Raw genomic sequence first — 21,013 nt, 5'->3', positions numbered from 1 at the left:
GTTCGCGGCAGACGGGCAACACCTCACCTCAGCGGTCATTCGTCTTGAGCCCTCAGGCGTTTGAGGCGTCGCTGGAGGAGCTCGTCGTGGCGCCCGGAGATCGAACACCCGAATCACAGCACCGTGATCACGCAGGTCACGAACCCGGCAAGCCACCATCCAGCAGGAGACCTCGCGGCAACCCATCCTGCGGATGATCGCGGCTCCGCTAACCCTGACTCCTGGATCGCGATGTTGTCCCATTGCTTCTTCGAAATCCCAGGCGGATTGAGCGCAAAATTGAAGTCGAAGGTGATTCCAGTACGAGTGTTTCTTCGTCAGTGCAACGGCCCGGTGCCTCGGACATACTTTTCGGCTCACTTGGCAACGACTTCCGCCTACCTCGGCCGCGACACCAGTGTCTCGAAGTGCGCTCACGCGCAGATCGAGCTGCACGTGCGCTGAATGCAGAAAGTGCGCCGGTTCAAGCCCTCCACAGTCTCGCACCGCATGACCGTCGTCACCGGGTTCTGCCGGACCTGCGTGATCGACACGGTCCTTCAATCGGATGACGACGATCCAGGTTTCTTTCCGGCAGAAGTCTGAGCCACTGCACTCTCATGTTGCTGATCGAGTGCCGAGCAAAGACGCGCTCATGCCGAGTAGCGTCGGTGACTCGTCTGCCGCAGGCCGCTACTGGTGGAGCACAGCTTCACCAACGTGAGCACGGAGTCTCCGACGGCGGCGTAGAACCGTGCGAGTGACTTCCTCAAACGCTCCGGATGACCGGACAACCTCGTGGCCGGACTGAGCGTCTCGTCTGCAACGGGCTGGGGAGGCCCAAGGGGAGAGGGAACATCATGCGCAAATTAGCGTTGGCAGCAGCCGCAGCGCTGGTGGCGACGGCGGTGATGGCGCCGGCGAGTGCCGGTGCCGCCGCATGTGCGCCAGTGGACTGGGGGTCGGGGCTGAAGACCGTGTTCACCGGTTCCGGAGGTGCCGTGACCGGCATTCGCTCCGGACAGCACGAGTGCTTCGACCGGCTCGTGATCGACACCCGCCTGACCGACGGGAGCTACTGGGTGCGCTACACCGACGAGGTGACCTACGTCGGGTCAGGTGAGCCGGTTCCGTTGCGCGGCGGGGCGAAGTTGTTCGTGATGGCGTACTCGCCGTCCTACGACGAGAACTTCGACCCGACGCACGAGCCGGCGAACCCAGCCGAGGTCGCGGACGTGGTCGGCTACCGGACGTTCCGGCAGGTGGCCTGGGCCGGGTCCTGGGAGGGCACCACCGACCTCGGGCTGGGTGTCCGCGCACGCCTGCCGTTCCGGGTGTTCACCTTGACCGACCGCATCGTCGTGGACGTCGCCCACCAGTGGTGAGCCGTGGCGGGATCGCCACCCAACCGATCCTGCCACCACCTCGCAGACGCCACAGGAGTACATCGTTCGCGCCATCACGAACATCCGCTCATGCCGCCGAGCGTGCGGGCCGTCCTCAGGCCAAACAACGTCGATGAGCGCTGGGAGCACGGAGCGGAAGCAGATTGGGGCAACTCCGTGCGTTGAACATGCCTGATCGGTTCACAACGGACCTGAACGGACCAGCGCTGACCTGCAGGAGTCGTATCTCCGCAGGTCAGCGCGGTATCGCTGCCATAGTTCACACAGAAGGAATCGTCGAACCGACCTGACCTGCGCTCAACCGCAGGTCAACGGCACTGAACGGAGGGGTACGGCGGATACCGCCCAGCTGAGCACTTCGGGGAGCAGGCGAGACGACCTGCTCCGGTAGCTCCGAACGCACGCTCATGCCGATGAGCGGACATCGACGACGTGGAAAGACTGCACGCTGACGACCCCGTGCGCAGACTCGGCAAGTCTCGTCGACTGGAATCAACAGGTCCCGATCAAACGGAGAAAAAATCACGTGTCTGACGATCATCTGGTCACAACGCAAAGCGGTGCGGCCGCGCACTAACCAGATTGATGGGTCAGCTCATACTGCGTCGCCATTGATCCAGCCAGCTCAGCGCGAACACTTCGCAAGCTCTTCCATGCCGTCTAGATATGGCATCCCTTCACGCTCAGATCGATAGGAAACGGTTCTATAGATGTTTACAGCGGTAGCCGGTTCGACTGAGCGCAGCTCATCGAGGTCGCGGACCTGCTGCTGAAATTGAGTTGCCAATCGCTCCCACGAAACCACCTCGTCTACAGTTTCCTCAGCCCACAGGGAGTCGACTTCCAAGGCGCCCATCACAGCCTGGAAGCATTCGTCGAATGACGAGGTCTTCCATCCGTTCAGGGCTGCCGTCACAGCAGCGATCACCTCCACCGTGACCGCCTCCGGAAAATTGAGCTCCGCTCGCCTGTTGATCTTGGAGAGGTCTGACTTCAAACCCGCCAGAGCAGCGTCGACAACTGGCCTGACCTTCTCGGGAGTCAAGCCTCCCTCTCTCCGGAGCAACCGAGCGATGGCCACGAGCGCGTCGTGCGCCGGACCATGCCCCCGAACAGTCTTGTTCATCTCGGTGTACACCTGGTAGACCGGGAGCACGCGGTGCACCGCGGCCAGCGAGAACACGGTGAGCCCGGTTTCATCAAGCTCACTGCACCCTCTTCTGATCACGTCGATCTCATTGGTCGAAAGCACCCGATGACCCCTCTTGTATCTATGACAGCCTGGTGGTCTACATGACGACGGCGCATCAACGGGCGCCCGACCGCGCCCGCGTACGGACGCCCACCAGACCCTTTTGCCCCACGGGCTACTCACCGATCTCCACGTTCGGTCCGCCGAATTCCAACAAGAACTCCGCCTCCGCCTTATGCATTCGAATCTCACCGCTGGCTTCGAGTTGATCCCCGCCAGCGGCGACATCCACTGCTCGCCCAGGATGCCATGGCACCGGCACCTGGTCGAACCAGCATCGAGCCAAACAGTTGAGCTTGTGCAACGTGCTCTTGTGCCGCCGAGCGTGTACGTCAGCCCCAAGCGAGGCAGAGCCGATGAGCTTTGAGGAGCACGGCGTGGGAGCAGATTGGGAGCAGCTCCATGCGTTGAACCGCACCGGGACGGTCCTCAATGGACTCGAACGGAACCGCGCCGACCTGCAGGAGTCGTATCTCCGCAGGTCAGCGCGGTCTCATCGCCATAGTTCACACAGGAGGAGGCCTTGGATCGACCTGAACTGCGCCCAACTGCACCAAAGCGCAGGTCAACAGCCCTGAACGAACGCGTACAGCGATCACACGACGGGTGAGCACTCAGTACTTCCGGGAGCAGGCGGCACGACCGGAACCGGTAGCTCCGAACGCACGCTCATGGCAGCCCCGGACGTCGTTTGCCGTGTCCACCGAGACCGAGCCGAAGAATCACCCAGCGTTGTTGCGCCGGCGCCGGAAGAAGAAGGCGCCGCCCGCGAGCACGAGCGCCGCGCTCGAACCGCCGACGAGCAACGGCGCGATGGACGACGTGCTGTCCGTTCCGCTTGCAATGCCGTAGCCGCTCGACATCCCCTTGGTGTCGTAATCCGATGCGGGCAGCTTGTCGGCGTAGCGGGCCTTGACCAGCTTCTGGTACTCGCTCAGCGACATGGACGACTTGCCGCCCAGTCCTTGCCGTGCCTGGTCGTTGAGCGGCTCCACCGTGGTGAGCTTCAGCTGGTACCAGCCGCGGATCTGCGGCTCTGAGAACACCAGGACCCCCGCACCGGCCTTGCCGGCGTACTCGGCCTCGTCGTCGCCCTCGCGCACCGCCGCCAAGTGCCAGCCGCCGCCCTGTGTGGGGGCGAGCATGACGGTGGCCTGGCGGTCGTTGACGGTGTTGCTCAGCGAGGACACCAGGCGGGCCAGCTTGACCGCCTCCGTGGCGATCGGCGGGGAGGTGCCCGCGACGAAGCCCGGCGTGATCTCGCTGACCGCCAGCGGGTCCTTGATCGTGAAGGCGGGCATGCCCTCGCACGGATTGGCCTTGTCCGGAACCATCTGCACGGGTTGGGACCCGCCCTGGGGCACCGGCACGGCGAGGAAGCGGCACACGGCGTTGCGGACGTCGGCCGACTTCACGGCGTTGAGAGCGGCCTGGTAGTCGGGGATGTCCACCGGGAGCGGGTCCTCGGCCGGGGCCGCGTGGGCGGGGCCCGCGACGGACAGGAGCGCGGATGCGCCCAGTGCCAGGACCGCGGTCAGGCGGGAAAGGCGCGAAGCAGCCCGCCGCCAGACCGTTCTTGGTTCGCACATGATGCCTGCCTTAACGGGAGATGCCGATCCGGGAGTGGGTCCACTTGAACGAGCTGTTGTTGACGTAGTCGTTGTAGTTCCACCACGTGTAGGTGGCGGTGTCCGGCCACGGGTCGGCGACCGCGATGGTGTTGTTCGACGTGTCGAAGCCGTAGACGACGTTCATGTGGCCCCCGCCTGAGGTCCACCCGATGCGCGCACCGATGGGGCGGGAGGCCTTGACGTCGGTGTAGATCTGGTTGAACGAGGCCGCGCTGCCCAGGCCCGAGCCGGGGTGGGCCATGCCGAGGCTCTGCCAGCCCCTGGCCATGTCGTCGAGCGTGGCAGGCTGGTTGTTGCAGCCGTAGTAGGGCTGGGCCCGAGTGCAGAAGTCCGCCTGCGTGCTGCCGACGCCCTGGTACTTGGCGATCGTCAGGCCCGAGGCGGCCCAGCACCACTGGGTCTTCTCCTGCTTGTACATGGCGATGCCGTCGTACGCTGCCTCCGCTTGCGCCGCGCCTGTCGCGGTCACGAGCAACCACGAGGTCGTCAGCGCGATGGCCGATGCCGTGATCGCGAATGTGGATCTACCCATTTCCTTGTCCTCCTGGATGTGACGAGTACCGGGAGACCTGAGGACATGAAAGCGCGAAAATTCGCTGCCACGCAGAAACAACACACAAATACGCCCACAAGAGTGAACTCCATGAATTCCAGCTCCCAGGCCGGAGTCACGAATTACCGAACATCAACAACGAGCCGCCGAAACCGCCACTGGTTTCCGGTCTTTGCCCGTGAAGGTTGCGGTATTGCACTCTTTACGGTGTCGAAGACGGTCCGAAAAGGCCACCATCCGCATCCGCCCACGGAATGCGAGGGTGACTCGAACACTTTGAGGTGAATGCCAGGAGGTCCCGATACCTAAGGGTCCAGCTTGAGCGAACCGTGACCGACGTCGGTGCTGTCGGCGATGGCACGGATCAGGTTCAGCAGGTCGTCGTGGAGCTCGTCGGTCATGCGGTCCTCGGCGACACCGCGGAGGAACACCTGGTTGACACCCCTGATCGCGGCTCGGCCCGCGGCTCCCGACAGGTCGTCACGACCGGTTCCGTCGAAGGGGAAGCCGGTTCCGGGAGTTCGCTGGGAGACCTCGGCCTCCGCCATGGCGACCACGCCGGGGTTGGCCAGGGCCATGGCGCGGGTGAGCGCGGCTTCCTCCTGGTCGACGTTGTCGCGCAGGTCGTGCCACCACCTGTCCACCAGGTCGATGAACTCCAGCGCGGGGTCCTCCCGGTGCAGCGCGATGATCCGCTGCTCGATGGACGCGGGCCATTCGGTGATGAAGTCGAGCTTCGACGGGAAGTAGCCCGTCACGGTCCGCGGCGCGACCTCGGCCGCCTCGGCGATGTCGGCGATCGTGGTCCGTTCGTACCCGTGTTCGGCGAACAGACGCAGAGCCGTGTGCAGGATCAACCGCCGGCGTCGTGCTTTGGACCGCTCCCGAAGCCCCGGACCGTCACTGGCCACCCGCACCCCTCCCGCACTCCGTTGACCACCGCCTGCGTGCACCTCAGCATACATGCTTCCCATGGCTAAAATGCCGTCTTGTGCAAACTTGCCGTCCATGGCAATCTTTTGCCGGGCGGTCGGAGTCGATCACCCCTCCGAGTCCGTCGAGCAACGCGTTCACGGACGAACCGCCTGAGAGGAACACCATGAACACGTCCTACGCGGACGCCGCCGGCTTCCCGGTCAGCGACCCCACCCCCGTCCTCAGCTGCAGTCCCGTCTCGCTGGAGGTGCCGGGCAGGCCCGTGCCGCTGGAGATCAAGATCTCGGCGCCCGTGACCGGGACCGACCTGCCGGTGCTGCTGCTCTCGCACGGCCACGGCATGACCAACTTCCTCTCCTCGCTGCGCGGCTACGGGCCCCTCGCGGACTTCTGGGCCGCTCACGGGTTCGTCGTCGTCCAGCCGACGCACCTGGACTCCACGGTGCTCGGGCTGCGCGACCAGGACCTGCCCGACGCGCCGCTGTTCTGGCGCGACCGCGCCGTCGACATGCGGATCGTCCTCGATCACCTGGAGGAGGTCATCGCCGCGATTCCGGGGCTCCCGGGCCGTGTCGACACCGAGAAGGTGGCCGCGGTCGGGCACTCGGCCGGTGGCCACACGGTCTCACTGCTGCTGGGCTCGCAGGTGTCCGACCCGGACGACCCCCGGGAGAAGGACCTCTCCGACCCCAGGGTCAAGGCCGGCGTCGTGATCGGAGGACCTGGCATCGCCGACGAGCACTTCTCGCCGTGGGCCGCGGAGCACTACCCGATGATGAAGCACATCGACTTCGGGCAGATGACCGGTGCCGCGCTCGTCATCGCCGGCGACGAGGACCTGAACCCCCACTTCTCCTCCCGGCTCAGCTACCGCTGGGACGCCTACACCCACAGCCCCGGCGGGAACAAGACGCTGCTGACCCTCCTGGGCGCACAGCACCTGTTCGGCGGGATCTCGGGCTACGACGCCGTGGAAACCTCCGACGAGAACCCCGAACGGGTTGCCGCGCTGCGGGCGCTGGTGTGGTCCTACCTGCGGTCCCAACTGTTCCCCGGCGACATGTCCTGGGACATCGCCGTGAAGGCACTGGAGAGCCGGAAGACGCCTCTTGCGCAGGTCGAGACCAAGTAGCCCGCGACGTGCGGACCGCGGTCGACACCGCAGCCCCGCATGTCGCTCGTCAGACCACCTCAGGAGGAACCCATGAACATCGCGATCCTCGGCACGGGCAAGGTCGGTTCCGCATTGGGGACACGACTGGCATCCACCGGTCACCACGTGGTCTACGGATCACGGACGCGCGCAGGCGAAGAGGGAACGGTCAGCCCGCGCGAAGCCGTCGCGTCCAGCGACGTGGTCGTCACCGCCATCCCCGGCACGGCCGTGGTCGCCGCCTTGGAAGACATCGGGGAGGACGTGCTGGCCGAGAAGATCGTGCTCGACCCCTCGGCCGCTTTCACCCCGCAGATGACGATGGCCTACCCCGGTGACAGCGTGGCCCAGCAGGTGCAGGCGCGTTTCCCACGGGCCCGTGTCGTGAAGACGCTCAACACGATGAACTTCACCATCATGGTCGACCCGCTGGCGTCGGTGTCCCAGGCGACCGTTTTCCTCAGCGGCGACGACAGCGCGGCCAAGACCGTGGTCACGGGCTTGCTCGGCGACCTGGGGTGGCCCGGGAGCAGCGTCCTGGACCTGGGCGGCGTCCACACCGCCTTGGCCACCGAGCACGTCGCTCCGTTGTTCTTCTCGACCGTCAGGGCCCTGGGAACCGCGAAGTTCAACATCTCCGTCTCGCGGTGACACACAGGTCGTCGCGATGGACGCACAGCGCCCGCGAGGCCCGGGTCCACAGGAGACCCAGGCCCCGCGGTCGTGCGTGATCAGGAGTGGACGGGGATCTGCTCGTAGATCACCTTCCACTCGTAGGTGCCGGCGAACCCGTTGGCCCACAGGGAGTTCACCCGAGCCGCCTCGGTGGCGTTGGGCGAGGCGACGGTGCAGGACGTGCCGGGGCCACCGCCCGACATCAGCTCCGAGCACGGGCCGCTGTAGTGGTCGGGCAGACCGAGGGCGTGCCCGGTCTCGTGCGCGGTGATGCGGGTGACGTAGTACTGCCGCGCCTGCGTGTAGTCGATGAAGATCGTGCCGCTGCCGTGGCCGTTGGTGGAGGCGTACGAACCGCGCGGGTCGTTGCCCTCGCGGTAGCGCAGGGTGGCCGCGCTGCGGTTCTCCACCAGCTTCACGTTGGACACCCGCGCGTTCCAGTTCGCCGCGCCTTGCCGGATGGCGCTCGCGAACGTGGGGGCGCTGCTGGTGTCGTAGTACACGGTGACCGCCGCCGCGGTGGGCGGGGCCTCGGCGGCCGACGCCTGGCCCGTCAGGGGTGCGACGACGGTTGTGGCCGCGGCGAGCGCGACGGACAGGACGACTTTCTTGAACATGGGTTCTCCTCGCTTGCAGGGTGCGAAGAATGGAACCTCGGGGTTCCGCCACCCAACGTAAGGAGAGTCGTCGTGCCCGTTCGCCCGCCATTGGCGTGAAGCGGTTCAGCGCTCTTCACGGTTGACGTAGCCCACTATTCGGACGAAAGCAGCACAACCAACGAAAGCGGGGCGAATGGTCGTCACTGTGCGTCAGATGCCGAGCTGACCGCCCCGGTCGTGGCGAGCGCCTGGGCGCGGGTGATCACGGGCCGGTACCCCAGCTCCGCCACCGCCTTCGCCGTGTCCACAGTGCACGGCTGCGAGAAGAACCAGAGCAACGGCACCGGCACGTTCTCCACGGCCGTGGGGAGGTCGAGATCCGGTACCGACGGCTCCACCGCGTGGAGCCGGAACTGCGTCTCGAGGAACGACCTCAGCTCCACCGGCTCGCGGTCGGTGATGAAGTACGCCTCTCCTGGCTGGCCGTGCAACCAGCCGAGGACCAGTCCTTCCACGGCGTTGTCGACGTAGGTCACGTCGGTGCGCACCCTGCTGCCCTCGATCCAGGCGAACCGGCCTTCGCGCGCCGCCGCCACGATCGCGCCGATCAGGCTGCTGTGCGGTCCCCACACGAACCGCGGGCGGATGACGACGGTGCCGAGCCGGTCGTCCGAGGCCTCCGCGACGAGCTGTTCCGCCTGCGCCTTGGTGGCGGAGTAGGCCGCGGGCGAGTCCGGGCGCAGCGGAGCGGTCTCGTCCGCGTCGACCAGGGGGTCACCGGCCAGCAGCGCGGCTTCCGATCCACAGTGGACGAACCTGCGGGCGTGCACGCGGCGTGCGCCTTCCAGGGCGGCTGCGGTCCCGTCCACCGTCACGAGCCGGTGCCGTTCCGGGCTCGCCGCGAGGTCGGTCTCCGCGGCGAGGTGGAAGACCACGTCGTAGGTGTCGCCGGGACGGGCCCAGGTGGAGGGGTCGAGGAGGTCTCCCCGGACGGCGGTGGCGCCCGCGCGCTCGACGGCGGCGGCCGCTGCGTCGCTGCGTGCCAGGGCGGACACCGCGTGGCCGTCGGCGACCAGGCGGCGGATCAGGGCACTTCCGATGAAACCGGACCCGCCGGTGACGAATGCTGATGACATGTCAGGTCCAACGGTGGTGCAGGAAGAACACTTCCCGTCGCAGGATCGATATAACTTGCCACGGTGATAACTTTTGTTTATGCCAACTCTGCGCGCGCTGGAATGCCTGCTCGCCGCGGCCGACCTGGGTTCGGTGACGCGTGCCGCGCAGCACCTGCACCTGTCCCAGCCGGCGATCTCGCACCAACTGGTCGCCCTCGAACGTGAGGCCGGCACCGCCCTGCTGATCCGCGACCGCCGCGGAGTGCGTCTCACGGCCGCCGGACGCGCCGCGCTGCCCGAGGCTCGCCGGGCCGTGGCCGCCGCCGACGACGCGGTCCGCCTCGCCCGTGCGGTGGGTCAGGCCGCCGGAGGCACGGTCCGCGTGGTGTGCGCGCAGAGCCTCACGGTGGCGTTGCTGGCACCGGTGCTGGCCCGGTGGAACGCCGACCGGCCCGGCGTGACGATCGCCTTCCGCGAGAGCACGGACCCGGAGCCGGCCCTCGCCGCGCTGGAGTCCGGGGAGGCCGACGTCCTGCTCGTGCCCGACCTCGGCGCCACCGGCTTCCACGAGACCACGGTCGCCGAAGAGGAGATCGTGGTGGCACTGCCGGTCCGGCATCCGCTGGCCGCACAGCCCGCCATCCGGCAGGACGACCTGCACGGCCGGTCTTTCGTGCACTTCACGCCGGAGAACAACCTCGGCGCGTGGATCGAGAGCAACCTCGACGCCGACCTGAGGGGATCGGTGGTGGCCCGCACCGCCGTGACGACGCACGCGCCCCAGTTGGCAGCGGCGGGCCTGGGGCTCTCCGTGGTGCCGGTCAGCGCCATCACCGCGGGTTTCACCGGCGTGGTCCGCTCCTTCGAACCGCGGTGGACACGCCGCCTGGTCGCCCTGACCGCGGGCCCCCACGACCCGCTCACCGCTCAACTCATCACGGACCTGCGCGACGGAGGGCTGCACGTGCCCGGCGACGTCGCGGACCAGCTCGCCTCCGCGACCTCGGAACAACGCTGATCGAGATGTCGGTCGTTCAACCGACTGTGCGCCGCCACACCGGTGGATACCTTGCGAGGAACGCCCGCAACAGCTGGAGGAGCACCATGACGACCGCCCGGCGGATTCTCACCGGTCTGGCCACCGCAGGACTGTTCATCTCCGTGCTCGGCGCGGGATCCGCCACCGCCGCCACCAAGGGCAAGATCTACATCTCCAACAACTGCGGCACGGCGGTCTCCACGACGATCCACCGCACCAGCGGTGCGATGATCGCGGGCACCTCGGCCGCACCGGCCGGCAGCTACTTCGGCTACCCGGTCGAACCCGGCACCTACGTGGTCCGCGTGCCCGCCGGGAGCCGCACGGTGACGATCCTCGACCTCGGCGGCAAGGCGCACACCGCCGTCGTCAGGGCGTGCTGAACCGTCCTGCCAGGACAGAAGGGCCGTCACCCGAGTGGTGACGGCCCTTCTGCCGTAGGCCTTCTGCTCGCCACCGCCCACCGGCTCGCGTGCGAAGTGGTGCACCGCGAGCGGTCGAGCAGTGGTACTGGGGCGTGCCGCTCCCCTGCGCGACGATCGGTTCGGTCGCGGAAACCCCCGCCACCGCTGATCGGAGAAGGAGCAAGCCATGCGGCACCTCACCCGCCGTCTCGCCACCGCCGCGGCCGTCGCCGCGACGCTGACCGGGGTCTCCCTCGTCACGTCGCCCGCGGCCTCGGCCCTCGCGCCGGGGACCCTGTTCCAGTACGGGGCGCTGAGCTGCAAGGCACTGGCCGCCGCCGACGGCGACGGCCTGGTGGAATGCACGGGCCAGCAAGGCACCAACTGGCGGTCCGTCGTCAAGTGCACCTGGGGCCTCACGTACTACGGCAACTGGCAGAACAACTACCTCGGTGGCACGACGCAGTCCCGGGCCGACTCGAACTGCTTCTGGGGCGTCGCGGACGTCACGGTCACCGGGAGCTGATCCCCGCGCGGAGCGACGGCGGCACCGGTCACCTCTCCCGCAACGGGGTTAGGCGCAGTGCCGAGGGGTAGTCAGGTCCCGGTGAGGCCCGGTGCCGGTGGTGCGGGGCACGCGAAGGAGGATCCGTGGAACTGACTGCTACGACCACTGTCCGCAAACCCGTGGCGGAGGTGTTCGCGTTCTGGCGCGATCTGCAGAACCTCCCGACGTTCATGGGGCATCTCGAGGAGGTCCGCACCACCGGCGCCCGGACGAGCCACTGGGTCGCCGACGCGCCGTTCGGGACGAACGTCGAGTGGGACGCCGAGATCACCGACGAGGTGCCCGCCGAGAAGATCGCCTGGCGTTCGACCGGTGACGCCGACGTGCCCAACGCCGGCACGGTCCGGTTCGTGGCCGCCCCCGACGGGGAGAGCACCGAGGTCCACGTCGGACTGGTGTACGAGATCCCGGGCGGTGCGATCGGCAAGGCGGTCGCCCGGTACTTCGGCGAGGAGCCGCACCAGCAGCTCGACGACGACCTGCGCCGGTTCAAGCAGGTGCTGGAGACCGGTGAGGTCGTCCGGTCCGACGGTGCCCCGTGGGGCAAGCGGGCGCGCGAGGAGTTCCCGCAACGCCCGGCGCAGCCGCTGTCGGACGCCGAGCTGGAGAAGGGAGCGGGCGCATGAGGGCGACCACCTGGGCCGGCCGCAACAAGGTCGAGGTCCGCGACGTGCCGGACCCGAAGATCCTCAACAGCCGCGACGCGATCGTCCGGATCACCTCCACCGCGATCTGCGGTTCCGACCTGCACCTGGTCGACGGCTACGTGCCGACCATGCAGGACGGTGACGTCCTGGGCCACGAGTTCATGGGCGAGGTCGTCGAGGTCGGCTCGGGCGTCGCCGCGGACCGGCTGCGCGTCGGGGACCGGGTCGTCGTGCCGTTCCCGATCGCCTGCGGTGCGTGTGCCGCCTGCGCGGCCGGGCTGTTCTCGTGCTGCGAGAACAGCAACCCGAACGCCGGGATCGCGGAGAAGATGTTCGGGCACCCGGTCGCCGGCATCTTCGGCTACTCGCACCTGACCGGCGGTTACGCGGGCGGGCAGGCCCAGTACGCGCGCGTGCCGTTCGCCGACGTCGGCCCGTTGAAGATCGAGTCGGACCTGACCGACGAGCAGGTGCTGTTCCTCTCCGACATCCTGCCCACCGGCTACATGGGCGCCGAGATGTGCGACATCCAGCCCGGTGACGTGGTCGCGGTGTGGGGTGCCGGGCCGGTCGGCCAGTTCGCCATGGACAGCGCCAGGGTCCTGGGCGCCGCGAAGGTCATCGCCATCGACAAGGAGCCCTACCGGCTGCAGATGGCCGAGCAGGCGGGTTACACGCCGGTGAACTTCGACGAGGTCGACGTGCGGTCCCGGCTGCTGGAGCTGACCGGTGGGCGCGGGCCCGACAAGTGCATCGACGCGGTCGGCCTGGAGGCCACGCACGGCAGCGCGCACGTCTCCGCCTACGACCGGGTCAAGCAGGCCGTCAAGTCCGAGACCGACCGCCCGCACGCACTGCGCCAGGCCATCATGTCGTGCCGCAGCGGCGGCGTGGTCTCGGTGATCGGCGTTTACGGTGGACTGATCGACAAGTTCCCCGCGGGCGCGTGGATGAACCGCTCACTGACCCTGCGCACCGGCCAGTGCCACGTCCACCGCTACATGAAGCCGCTGCTGGAGCTCATCGAAAGCGGGAAGCTGGATCCGACCCGGATCATCACCCACACGCTCCCGCTCGACGAGGCGGCACATGGCTTCGACATCTTCAAGAACAAGCAGGACAACTGCGAGAAGGTCGTCCTCAAACCCTGACGGGCCACGGCGTTCGGTCACCGCGGCGAACGCGGTGACCGAACCGCGGTCAGCTCGGCAGCACGAGCCGGTTGGCGATGTCGTACAGGTCGGCCTGGGGCACCCCGCCGGCGACGACGACCGGGGCTCCCCCGATCGCGTCGAGGACCCACAGGCGGCGGTAGCCGTCTTCGTCGGTGTAGCGCGTCGCGTGGCCCTGCACGAACTGCCCCGGCGTACCGGCCGGTTCGCCGACGACGGCGCTGCTGACGTGGACCGTCGGCTGAACGGTGCACGTGCCCAGCGAGTAGCCCGTGGTGGTCTCCGGCATGGCCGGGGACCGGTCCAGGCCCTGCTGGACGTTGAACGCGCAGATCCGCATCCCGTCGGGCAGGTCGCGCAGGCCGTACGCCGGGGTGACCGTCGTCGCGCCGGGGAACTGGATGTTCTCCGCGATCCGGCGGCCGGTGTCGGCGAGCTGCTGCGCGGGTGCGGTGCTGCCGTGCGCGGCGGCCACGTGCACGTACATCGAGCCGCCGTCGGGGTGCGCCACGTACAGCTCGTACCCGCCCGGCCCGGTGGACACCGAGCTCTCCACCCCGCGCTGCCCCTTGACCGTCACGGCCTGGCCGGGACCCGACTTGAACATCGCCTCGTCCAGCGACACCATCCGGAACTGCTGGACGCCGATCTCCAGCACCTGGTCGCCGGCCGTGACGGTCAGCATGTACTCACCGCCGTACAGGGGCGTGGCCGGGTCCTCCGCGCTGAACCCGACGTTGATCCGGTGCACCCGGTGGGCGACCGTGCCCGGTGGGAGCCAGCCCAGCGAGTAGGGCATCCGCAGACCCGCCGCCGCGGCCTGGCTCGTGGGGGCCGGGGTCTCGGCTCCACCGGCGGTGGCCATCGGCTGGGACTGCACCGCGGGGTCCGGCCGGTTCAGCACCACGGCCGTGACCGCGCCGAGGGTCAGCACGGTCGCTCCGGCGGCGACCACCAGCGGCCGGCCCAGCGCGGAGCGCCTGCTGTCGATGCGCCGGCGCGCTGCGGCGAGCACCGCGTCGCTGTCGGGTGCGTCGGCCTCGCGCGCCGTGAAGGTGTCCTTGATCAGGTTCTCGATGTTCATCACGTCTCCCTGGCCTCCGCCATCTGCTCGATGACCAAGCCGTTTCGCAGTGCGGCCAACGCCTTGTGGGCGTGTGCGCGGACGGTCGCCTGGGCGCAGCCGAGCAGCCCGGCGATCTCGGAGTCGGGCAGCTGCTCGTAGTACCGCAGCACCACCACGGCGCGCTGGCGCTTGGGCAGCCGCGCCAAGCGCTGCCACATGTCCTCCCGCGCGGCGTGGTCCGACGCGAAGTCGTCCGCCCGTGCCTCGTCGGGGAGGTCCCCCGACGCGGTCACACGTGCGGACCGGCTATGTCGCCAGGACAGGTAGCCGTTGGTCACCATCCGCAGCACGTACCGCTCGGGGTGGTCCGCGCGGCTGATCCGTGACCAGTGCCGGTACATCTTGACCAGCACGTCCTGCACCAGATCAGCAGCCTGTTCCCGTTCGCCGGTGAGCATCGTCGCGTACCGCAGCAACCGCGGCAGCTGTGCTCGGGCGAAGTCGTCGTAGTCAGCCATCACCCTTGAAGACTCACGCCGACGGCGATCCGTTTACCGGCTTCTCGGACAACGCGCCGGCCACACCTTCACCGTTCGGCGGGCCAGCGCCCGTGCGTCCCCTCACCGGCGGGGTGCGGCCGGAGAACGGTGCCCGGTGTGGGCGGCACCGCCTTCCTCGTCAGCGCCGCGAGGCGGAACAGGGGCCCGACGAGCAGGTCGTAAAGGCCGGGCAGGAACCGGAAACCGGCGACGATGAGCGGGTTCGCGGGTCCTACCGGCACGCTGACGTGCCGCTGCGGGTGGTCGGCCAGGCGGACGATCGCGGCGGCGACCCGCTCGGGGCTCAGGACCGGAACAGGTGGCCGCGCCGCACGACCGGTGTAGTTGGCGGCCTGGTCGTAGATCGGCGTGTTGATGCTGCCGGGGCTCACGATGCACACGTGCACGCCTGGCTCGTCGCGCGTTTCCTGTTGCAGGGTGCGGAGTACGGCGCGTTGCCCCCACTTGGCCGTGGAGTAGGCGCCCATCTGCGGCACGGTGATGGAGCCGAGCAGCGAGTTCACGCCGATGAACACGCCGGTGCGCTGGCGGCGCAGAACGGGGAGGACCGCCTGCGCCAGGTGCAGCGTGCCGTGCACCGCGGTGTCCACGACCGTGGTGAACACCTCGGCAGGCATCTCCTCCACGGTCCCGTACCCCATCACCGTCGCACTGTGCACGACGACGTCGATGCGCCCGTGCAGGTCCATGGCCTTCCCGACGATCCGGCCGGCGCCACCGGGATCGCCGATGTCGTCGGCGACGACGTCGACCGCGGCGGTTCCCACCGCCCGGCAGGCCTTCTCCGCGGCGTCGAGCGCCGCACCGCTGCGGGAGGCCAGGACCACGGCATCGCCGCGGGAGGAGAACGCCACCGCCGCGGCCAGCCCGATCCCGCTGCTCGCGCCCACCACGAGCACCACTCGGCCGGTCATGGGTTCAGCACGACCTTGATGCAGCCGTCGCTCTTGGCGCGGAACATCTCGTAGCCGCGCGCGGCCTCGGCGAGCGGGAGGTGGTGCGTGGTCAGGTCCAGGGTGCCGAGCGGATCGGCCGGGTCGAGGACCAGCGGCAGGATCTCGTCGGTCCACCGGCGCACGTGGGCCTGTCCCATGCGCAGCTGGATCCCGCGGTCGAACATCTCCATCATCGGCATCGGGTCCTGCTCGCCGCCGTACACGCCGGACACCGACACCGTGCCACCGCGGCGCACTCCCTTCACCGCGGTGTGCAGGGCGTCGAGGCGGTCCAGTGCGACCTTGTCGATCACCTTCTGGGCGATGCCGTCGGGGAGCAGTCCAGCGGCCTTCTGCGCCGCGGCGACCAGTCCCCCGCCGTGGGCCTCCATGCCGACGGCGTCGATGGTGGCGTCCGGCCCGCGGCCGTCCACCATCTCGATCAGCTTGGCCGCCACCTCGCCGGAGCCGTCGAACTCGTCGAGGTTCACGGGTTCGGCCCCGTGGCGTTCGGCCAGCGCGAGCCGTTCGGGAACCCGGTCGACGCCGATGACGCGGCCGGCGCCGAGCAGCCGCGCGATCCGGACGGCGAACTGCCCGACCGGGCCCAGCCCGAGCACGGCGACGGTGCCACCGGGAGGCACGTCGGCGTAGCGGACGGCCTGCCACGCGGTCGGCAGGATGTCGGACAGGAACAGGAACTGCTCGTCGGGCGTGCCGTCCGGAACGACGATCGGCCCGAACTGGGCCTGCGGCACCCGCAGGTACTCGGCCTGGCCGCCGGGCACCGAACCGTAGAGCGAGGTGTAGCCGAACAGGCTCGCGCCCTTGCCCTCGCCGCGCACCTGCGTCGTCTCGCACTGCGCGAACAGGTCGCGCTCGCACATCCAGCAGTGCCCGCACGAGATGTTGAACGGCACCACGACCCGGTCGCCCACCTTGAGGTGACCGCTCGCCTCGGAACCGACCTCCTCGACGACGCCCATCGCCTCATGGCCGAGCACGTCGCCCGGCTTCAGATAGGGCCCCAGCACCCCGTACAGGTGCAGGTCCGATCCGCAGATCGCGGTCGAGGTCACCCTGATGATCGCATCGGTGGGCTCCTCGATCCGCGGGTCCGGAACGTCGACCACCTGCACCTTCTCGTTGCCCTGCCACGTCAGCGCCTTCACGGGTGCCTCACCTCTGACGCTGGCGTGGTGGTACTTGCTGACCTGGCCGGGGTGCGCGGCGACGCGTTCAGCGCCGTGCGCACGACCGCCGTCGAGCGGGTGATTCGAGACATCCGACTTCCCCTCGTGACACTGGTGGACAGGTCAGCAGTACCCCGCAAAATCGACTCAAAACCGTTTCAACCTGTTCGTGGTAACGGACGGACCCCGCCGCTCGAACGGCCCCTCGGCGTAGGGGCAGCGTCACCTGGTCGGCTGGTTCACCCTTTCCGGTAGCCGTGTCGCCGGGCATTCGCGAAACGGGTTGCCTAGGTTGCGTCGTCATGACCGAAGTTCGTGATCTCAAGTACCGGCAGTGGTTCAAAGGCGCCGATGTCGACGGCGACGGAGTCATCACCTGCGAGGACGTCCGGCTGATGGGCGAGCGGTACGTCGCGGCCCGCGGTGCCGCGCTGCAGCCCGCGACCGCCCGCCACCTCGTCGAGGGGCTGGAGGCGTTCTGGACCGGTGTGATCGCGCCGATGGACCAGGACGGTGACGGGAAGGTCGACCTGCGGGAGATGACCGAGGGGTTCCGGCGGGCGCTGGGCGATCGCGGCCTGTACCCGCAGCAGGTCGGACCCGTGGCCGACTGCTACTTCGACCTGATCGACCTCGACGGGGACGACCGGGTCGACCGCACGGAGTTCGAGGAGATCTTCCGCCTCGCGGGCAACGTCTCCCCCGAGGACTGCGCCGCCGTCTTCGACGCGCTGGACGTCGACGGCTCCGGCGGGCTCGACCGCGCCGAGTTCCACCAGGCGCTCGCGGAGTTCTTCTACGGCGACGACCCGCACGCGCCCGCCGCCCACCTGTTCGGCAAGATCACCGCATAACCGCCACGCCGTGTCGTCCGGCCCGCTGCACCCGAAGCCGAGGCAGCGGCCGGACAGGACCCATTTGCACTACATCACTCCGCCAGCCGCATGAGCAACCATGGTCCCGGGCCGGGAACTTCGGTGGCAGAGGTGATGCATGGTCGAGCAACGCATGTCGGTCGCGACCCATTGGGGCAGTTTCGTCGCCGTGGTCGAGTCCGGCCGGTTGGTGCGGATCGAGCCGAAGCCCGGTGACCCCGCTCCCTCCCCCATCGGCCCCGGGATGGTGCGGGCCGCCGACGACAGCGCGCGCGTGCTGCGCCCCGCCGTGCGCAAGGGCTGGTTGGACGGCGAGCCGCGCGACCGCGGCACCGCCAGGGGCTCCGACGCCTTCGTCGAGGTGAGCTGGGACCGTGCGATCACGCTGGTGAGCGACGAGCTCCGCCGGGTCCGCGCGGAGCACGGGGACAGCGCGGTGTTCGGCGGGTCCTACGGGTGGGCGAGCGCGGGCAGGTTCCACCACGCGCAGGGACAGCTGCACCGGTTCCTGGCGCTGGGCGGGGGCTTCACCGACTCGCGCAACACCTACAGCACCGCGGCTCTGGAGGTCATCCTCCCCCACGTGATCGGCGGGCACCCGTGGAGCTACCAGAGCCGGATGCCGATGTGGGACGAGATAGCCGAGCACTGCGAGCTCGTGGTGGCGTTCGGCGGGCTCGCCCTCAAGAACAGCCAGATCAACCCCGGCGGGCTGGCCCGGCACCAGACGCGGGACCTGCAGCGCCGGTGCCGCGAGGCCGGCGTCCGGTTCGTGAACGTCAGCCCGATCCGCAGCGACACCGCCGGGTTCCTCGACGCCGAGTGGCTGCCCGTCGTCCCCAACACCGACACCGCCGCGATGCTCGGCATCGCACACACGATGCTGGTCAACGGCTGGCACGACGAGGACTTCCTGAGCCGGTGCTGCGTCGGGTTCGACCGCTTCGCCGCCTACCTGACCGGCGAGCTCGACGGCGTCCGCAAGGACGCGGCCTGGGCCGCGGGGATCACCGGCCTCGACCAGGACGTGCTCACCGGTCTCGCCCGCCGCCTCACCGCGCAGCGGTCACTCATCATGGTCAACTACGCGGTGCAACGCGCGGACCACGGTGAACAACCGATCTGGATGTCCGTCGTGCTGGCCGCCATGGCGGGCTCCCTGGGCCGGCCCGGCTGCGGCTGGGGTGCGGGCTACGCGACGATGGACGCGACGGGCGTCGCTCCGGACCGCCCGTTCGTGGGGACCATCCCCGCGGTCCCCAACCCGGTTCCCGACTTCATCCCCGTCGCCAGGATCGCCGACGCCCTGCTGCACCCCGGTGAGGTCATCGACTACGACGGCAGCAGGCTGACGCTGCCCGAGCTCCGCCTCGTCTACTGGTGCGGGGGCAACCCGTTCCACCACCACCAGGACCTGCACCGGTTGACCCGCGCGTGGCAGGTTCCCGACACGGTCGTGGTGCACGAAGCCTGGTGGAACACGACGGCCAAGTTCGCGGACATCGTCCTGCCCGTCGCCACCAGCCTCGAACGCGACGACTTCGCCGCGGGTTTCTCCGACCCCCACCTCGTCGCGATGCCGAAGGTCCGCGAGCCCGCCGGCGAGTCGCGCACCGACCACCACATCTTCGCCGACCTGGCCGCCCGGCTCGGGTACCACGAGGAGTTCACCGAGTCGCGCTCCGAGCTCGACTGGGTCCGCCACCTCTACGAGGAGACGAAGGCCCAGCTCGGTGACACCGCCGCGCTGCCGGACTTCGACGACTTCTGGCGCAGCTCCACCGCCGCGCTGCCGGCCTCGACCGGACCGTTCCCCGGCAGCTTCGCAGCCCTCCGCTCGGATCCGCGGCAGTTCCCCCTGACCACGCCGTCGGGCCGGATCGAGATCTTCTCCGAGGAGATCGACTCGTTCGGCTACGACGACTGCGCCGGGCACCCCACGTGGTTCGAGCCGGTGGAGTGGCTCCGCGCCGGGCTGGCGGACCGGTTCCCGCTGCACCTGATCTCGAACCAGCCCGCCTCACGCCTGCACAGCCAGTACGACAACGGCGGCCACAGCCTCGCCTCGAAGATCCGCGGGCGCGAACCCGTGACGATCAACCCCTCGGACGCCGCGGCGCGCGGCATCGAGGACGGCATGGTCGTGCGCGTCCACAACGACCGGGGGAGCTGCCTCGCGGGCGCGGTCCTGTCGGACGACGTCATGCCCGGTGTCGTGCAGCTGTCCACCGGAGCGTGGTGGGACCCGGTCGAGCCGGGCGTGAGCGGGACGCTGGACCGCCACGGCAACCCGAACGCCCTCACCGCGGACCGGCCGTGCTCGCGCCTGTCCCAGGGACCCAGCGCCCACAGCGTTCTCGTCGACGTCGAACCCCATGACGGCCCGCTCCCCGACGTGCTGGCCTTCACCCCGCCGCGGATTCTGGGTGATCAGCACCAAAACCCGTTGCGGCACACGTGAACCTCCTCTTTCGAGTTACGTGCGGCGAAGTTCTCCCCGGAATGCGTGACACTGGGGATCATGGCGATCACTCGACGCATGTTTGTCAGCGGCGCAATGGCGGCGCCTGTTCTCGCGCAGCTGCACGGAGGGACGTCCGCGAGCGCGAGCCCGACCGCTGACGCGGCGTTCACCCTGCTGGACGGACTGGGTGAGATGCGGTTGACCGACGTGGCGCGCGAGCGGCTCGCGACGGAGAAGATCGAGGTGCAGGCCCTGGCGCCGGCCACCGCGATCATGGGGGCGGACGGCACGACCGTCGTGGGCGTCAAGCTCCCCCCGGAGTACAGCACCGGCACCATCAGCCCGGTGGGGCAACCCGGGAAGGGGTCCGGACGTGCGCTGGGCGGGGTGGTGCTGCGCAACGCGAAAGCCCGGATGGAGATCGCCGGAATCCGGGGGTCGGTTCCGGACGGGCGGGTCTTCGCCTTCCTGAAGATCAACGACCAGTGGGTCGGCGAGCTGCCGCTGTACGCCGGCGATGTCAGCGCGGTGAGGCTGTCCGTGCAACCGGGGGCGCCGGGTCAGCCGACCGTGATCAAGGGCAGCAACATCCCGATCACCCCCACCAAGGAGGGCGTGGACGCCTTCACGAAGGCTTTCGGCGTTGCGTTGTTCTCCGTCACGGACACGGTGTTCACCGCGACGGGCGGGGGCCGTGCGTGGCCCGTGCCGGACTCACTGCCCGTCTGACCACTTCGGAACGACGACCACCGGCGCACCGGGAGAACCCCGTGCGCCGGTGGTCGTCT

At 68.8% G+C, this 21,013-nt stretch carries 21 protein-coding genes; 11 read left to right on the top strand and 10 right to left on the bottom strand.

The genetic code is table 11. The features are described 5' to 3' along the window. Positions 1 to 839 precede the first annotated feature (839 nt). Positions 840 to 1,364 (top strand): AMIN-like domain-containing (lipo)protein, encoded by a 525-nt coding sequence (locus ACVDFE_RS25405; protein WP_458432141.1) that lies wholly within the window; start codon positions 840 to 842, stop codon positions 1,362 to 1,364. Positions 1,365 to 2,010: 646 nt separating this feature from the next. Here the strand turns inward: ACVDFE_RS25405 and ACVDFE_RS25400 are convergent. The 4 genes from ACVDFE_RS25400 to ACVDFE_RS25385 all read right to left on the bottom strand — a co-directional run bounded on the left by ACVDFE_RS25400 (position 2,011) and on the right by ACVDFE_RS25385 (position 5,678). Next, the gene (locus tag ACVDFE_RS25400) at positions 2,011 to 2,637 is read right to left on the bottom strand and encodes a hypothetical protein (RefSeq protein ID WP_458432140.1); all 627 of its coding nucleotides are present in this window, start codon (positions 2,635 to 2,637) and stop codon (positions 2,011 to 2,013) included. 722 nt (positions 2,638 to 3,359) lie between these two features. Further along, on the bottom strand, positions 3,360 to 4,226 hold the full coding sequence (locus tag ACVDFE_RS25395) for an LPXTG cell wall anchor domain-containing protein (protein ID WP_458432139.1): 867 nt from the start codon (positions 4,224 to 4,226) through the stop codon (positions 3,360 to 3,362). Positions 4,227 to 4,236: 10 nt separating this feature from the next. Then, positions 4,237 to 4,800 (bottom strand): papain-like cysteine protease family protein, encoded by a 564-nt coding sequence (locus tag ACVDFE_RS25390; protein ID WP_458432138.1) that lies wholly within the window; start codon positions 4,798 to 4,800, stop codon positions 4,237 to 4,239. A 326-nt stretch (positions 4,801 to 5,126) separates the two neighbouring features. Further along, positions 5,127 to 5,678: a helix-turn-helix domain-containing protein gene (locus ACVDFE_RS25385; RefSeq protein WP_458432137.1), complete on the bottom strand. Its 552-nt coding sequence runs from the start codon at positions 5,676 to 5,678 to the stop codon at positions 5,127 to 5,129. Positions 5,679 to 5,920: 242 nt separating this feature from the next. On the opposite strand from ACVDFE_RS25385, the gene ACVDFE_RS25380 reads away from it, so the two are divergent. Together ACVDFE_RS25380 and ACVDFE_RS25375 are read left to right on the top strand one after the other, a co-directional pair. Beyond that, positions 5,921 to 6,889 carry an alpha/beta hydrolase family protein gene (locus tag ACVDFE_RS25380; RefSeq protein ID WP_360401184.1) on the top strand — a complete coding sequence of 323 codons (969 nt, stop codon included), beginning with the start codon at positions 5,921 to 5,923 and terminating at the stop codon, positions 6,887 to 6,889. 72 nt (positions 6,890 to 6,961) lie between these two features. Beyond that, entirely contained in the window at positions 6,962 to 7,561 is a 600-nt protein-coding gene (locus ACVDFE_RS25375; protein ID WP_458432136.1) for an NADPH-dependent F420 reductase, read from the top strand. A gap of 80 nt (positions 7,562 to 7,641) precedes the next feature. Here ACVDFE_RS25375 and ACVDFE_RS25370 read toward each other — a convergent pair whose 3' ends face one another. After that, on the bottom strand, positions 7,642 to 8,202 hold the full coding sequence (locus ACVDFE_RS25370; protein WP_360401177.1) for a snapalysin family zinc-dependent metalloprotease: 561 nt from the start codon (positions 8,200 to 8,202) through the stop codon (positions 7,642 to 7,644). Positions 8,203 to 8,384: 182 nt separating this feature from the next. Then, positions 8,385 to 9,320, bottom strand: coding sequence for an NAD-dependent epimerase/dehydratase family protein (locus tag ACVDFE_RS25365; RefSeq protein ID WP_458432135.1), 936 nt, complete (start codon positions 9,318 to 9,320; stop codon positions 8,385 to 8,387). A gap of 79 nt (positions 9,321 to 9,399) precedes the next feature. Between ACVDFE_RS25365 and ACVDFE_RS25360 the strand changes: the two genes are divergently transcribed. From ACVDFE_RS25360 to ACVDFE_RS25340, 5 genes are all read left to right on the top strand, one after another. Continuing rightward, complete coding sequence (locus ACVDFE_RS25360; RefSeq protein ID WP_458432134.1) at positions 9,400 to 10,320, top strand: LysR family transcriptional regulator; 921 nt, start codon at positions 9,400 to 9,402, stop codon at positions 10,318 to 10,320. Positions 10,321 to 10,406: 86 nt separating this feature from the next. After that, positions 10,407 to 10,724 carry a hypothetical protein gene (locus ACVDFE_RS25355; protein ID WP_458432133.1) on the top strand — a complete coding sequence of 106 codons (318 nt, stop codon included), beginning with the start codon at positions 10,407 to 10,409 and terminating at the stop codon, positions 10,722 to 10,724. A gap of 208 nt (positions 10,725 to 10,932) precedes the next feature. After that, positions 10,933 to 11,271: a hypothetical protein gene (locus tag ACVDFE_RS25350; RefSeq protein ID WP_458432132.1), complete on the top strand. Its 339-nt coding sequence runs from the start codon at positions 10,933 to 10,935 to the stop codon at positions 11,269 to 11,271. 125 nt (positions 11,272 to 11,396) lie between these two features. Further along, complete coding sequence (locus ACVDFE_RS25345; RefSeq protein ID WP_360401162.1) at positions 11,397 to 11,939, top strand: SRPBCC family protein; 543 nt, start codon at positions 11,397 to 11,399, stop codon at positions 11,937 to 11,939. Next, positions 11,936 to 13,111 carry a zinc-dependent alcohol dehydrogenase gene (locus ACVDFE_RS25340; RefSeq protein ID WP_360401159.1) on the top strand — a complete coding sequence of 392 codons (1,176 nt, stop codon included), beginning with the start codon at positions 11,936 to 11,938 and terminating at the stop codon, positions 13,109 to 13,111. The genes ACVDFE_RS25345 and ACVDFE_RS25340 overlap by 4 nt, the downstream gene beginning before the upstream one ends. 49 nt (positions 13,112 to 13,160) lie before the next feature. Here ACVDFE_RS25340 and ACVDFE_RS25335 read toward each other — a convergent pair whose 3' ends face one another. From ACVDFE_RS25335 to ACVDFE_RS25320, 4 genes are all read right to left on the bottom strand, one after another. After that, positions 13,161 to 14,216 (bottom strand): hypothetical protein, encoded by a 1,056-nt coding sequence (locus ACVDFE_RS25335; protein WP_458432131.1) that lies wholly within the window; start codon positions 14,214 to 14,216, stop codon positions 13,161 to 13,163. Continuing rightward, positions 14,216 to 14,716 carry a SigE family RNA polymerase sigma factor gene (locus ACVDFE_RS25330; RefSeq protein WP_360401153.1) on the bottom strand — a complete coding sequence of 167 codons (501 nt, stop codon included), beginning with the start codon at positions 14,714 to 14,716 and terminating at the stop codon, positions 14,216 to 14,218. The genes ACVDFE_RS25335 and ACVDFE_RS25330 overlap by 1 nt, the downstream gene beginning before the upstream one ends. A 68-nt stretch (positions 14,717 to 14,784) precedes the next feature. Beyond that, on the bottom strand, positions 14,785 to 15,672 hold the full coding sequence (locus ACVDFE_RS25325; protein WP_458432130.1) for an SDR family NAD(P)-dependent oxidoreductase: 888 nt from the start codon (positions 15,670 to 15,672) through the stop codon (positions 14,785 to 14,787). After that, entirely contained in the window at positions 15,669 to 16,865 is a 1,197-nt protein-coding gene (locus tag ACVDFE_RS25320) for a zinc-dependent alcohol dehydrogenase (RefSeq protein ID WP_458432129.1), read from the bottom strand. The genes ACVDFE_RS25325 and ACVDFE_RS25320 overlap by 4 nt, the downstream gene beginning before the upstream one ends. 323 nt (positions 16,866 to 17,188) lie before the next feature. On the opposite strand from ACVDFE_RS25320, the gene ACVDFE_RS25315 reads away from it, so the two are divergent. The 3 genes from ACVDFE_RS25315 to ACVDFE_RS25305 all read left to right on the top strand — a co-directional run bounded on the left by ACVDFE_RS25315 (position 17,189) and on the right by ACVDFE_RS25305 (position 20,954). Then, positions 17,189 to 17,740: an EF-hand domain-containing protein gene (locus ACVDFE_RS25315; RefSeq protein WP_360401144.1), complete on the top strand. Its 552-nt coding sequence runs from the start codon at positions 17,189 to 17,191 to the stop codon at positions 17,738 to 17,740. 139 nt (positions 17,741 to 17,879) lie between these two features. After that, positions 17,880 to 20,222, top strand: coding sequence for a molybdopterin-dependent oxidoreductase (locus ACVDFE_RS25310; RefSeq protein ID WP_360401141.1), 2,343 nt, complete (start codon positions 17,880 to 17,882; stop codon positions 20,220 to 20,222). 96 nt (positions 20,223 to 20,318) lie between these two features. Next, positions 20,319 to 20,954, top strand: a complete 636-nt coding sequence (locus ACVDFE_RS25305; protein ID WP_458432128.1) for a hypothetical protein — start codon at positions 20,319 to 20,321, stop codon at positions 20,952 to 20,954. Positions 20,955 to 21,013: the final 59 nt, after the last annotated feature.

The sequence above is a fragment of the Lentzea chajnantorensis genome (assembly GCF_054300775.1).
This window is presented reverse-complemented; position numbering and strand designations above follow the sequence as displayed.

Excerpts from the sequence above, each read along its gene's own strand:
- ACVDFE_RS25310 (WP_360401141.1), top strand. The coding sequence starts at position 17,880 with ATGGTCGAGCAACGCATGTCGGTCGCGACCCATTGGGGCAGTTTCGTC.
- ACVDFE_RS25335 (WP_458432131.1), bottom strand. The coding sequence starts at position 14,216 with ATGAACATCGAGAACCTGATCAAGGACACCTTCACGGCGCGCGAGGCC.
- ACVDFE_RS25340 (WP_360401159.1), top strand. The coding sequence starts at position 11,936 with ATGAGGGCGACCACCTGGGCCGGCCGCAACAAGGTCGAGGTCCGCGAC.
- ACVDFE_RS25375 (WP_458432136.1), top strand. The coding sequence starts at position 6,962 with ATGAACATCGCGATCCTCGGCACGGGCAAGGTCGGTTCCGCATTGGGG.
- ACVDFE_RS25355 (WP_458432133.1), top strand. The coding sequence starts at position 10,407 with ATGACGACCGCCCGGCGGATTCTCACCGGTCTGGCCACCGCAGGACTG.
- ACVDFE_RS25360 (WP_458432134.1), top strand. The coding sequence starts at position 9,400 with ATGCCAACTCTGCGCGCGCTGGAATGCCTGCTCGCCGCGGCCGACCTG.
- ACVDFE_RS25370 (WP_360401177.1), bottom strand. The coding sequence starts at position 8,202 with ATGTTCAAGAAAGTCGTCCTGTCCGTCGCGCTCGCCGCGGCCACAACC.
- ACVDFE_RS25390 (WP_458432138.1), bottom strand. The coding sequence starts at position 4,800 with ATGGGTAGATCCACATTCGCGATCACGGCATCGGCCATCGCGCTGACG.
- ACVDFE_RS25350 (WP_458432132.1), top strand. The coding sequence starts at position 10,933 with ATGCGGCACCTCACCCGCCGTCTCGCCACCGCCGCGGCCGTCGCCGCG.
- ACVDFE_RS25330 (WP_360401153.1), bottom strand. The coding sequence starts at position 14,716 with ATGGCTGACTACGACGACTTCGCCCGAGCACAGCTGCCGCGGTTGCTG.
- ACVDFE_RS25315 (WP_360401144.1), top strand. The coding sequence starts at position 17,189 with ATGACCGAAGTTCGTGATCTCAAGTACCGGCAGTGGTTCAAAGGCGCC.
- ACVDFE_RS25365 (WP_458432135.1), bottom strand. The coding sequence starts at position 9,320 with ATGTCATCAGCATTCGTCACCGGCGGGTCCGGTTTCATCGGAAGTGCC.
- ACVDFE_RS25325 (WP_458432130.1), bottom strand. The coding sequence starts at position 15,672 with ATGACCGGCCGAGTGGTGCTCGTGGTGGGCGCGAGCAGCGGGATCGGG.
- ACVDFE_RS25405 (WP_458432141.1), top strand. The coding sequence starts at position 840 with ATGCGCAAATTAGCGTTGGCAGCAGCCGCAGCGCTGGTGGCGACGGCG.
- ACVDFE_RS25395 (WP_458432139.1), bottom strand. The coding sequence starts at position 4,226 with ATGTGCGAACCAAGAACGGTCTGGCGGCGGGCTGCTTCGCGCCTTTCC.
- ACVDFE_RS25380 (WP_360401184.1), top strand. The coding sequence starts at position 5,921 with ATGAACACGTCCTACGCGGACGCCGCCGGCTTCCCGGTCAGCGACCCC.
- ACVDFE_RS25305 (WP_458432128.1), top strand. The coding sequence starts at position 20,319 with ATGGCGGCGCCTGTTCTCGCGCAGCTGCACGGAGGGACGTCCGCGAGC.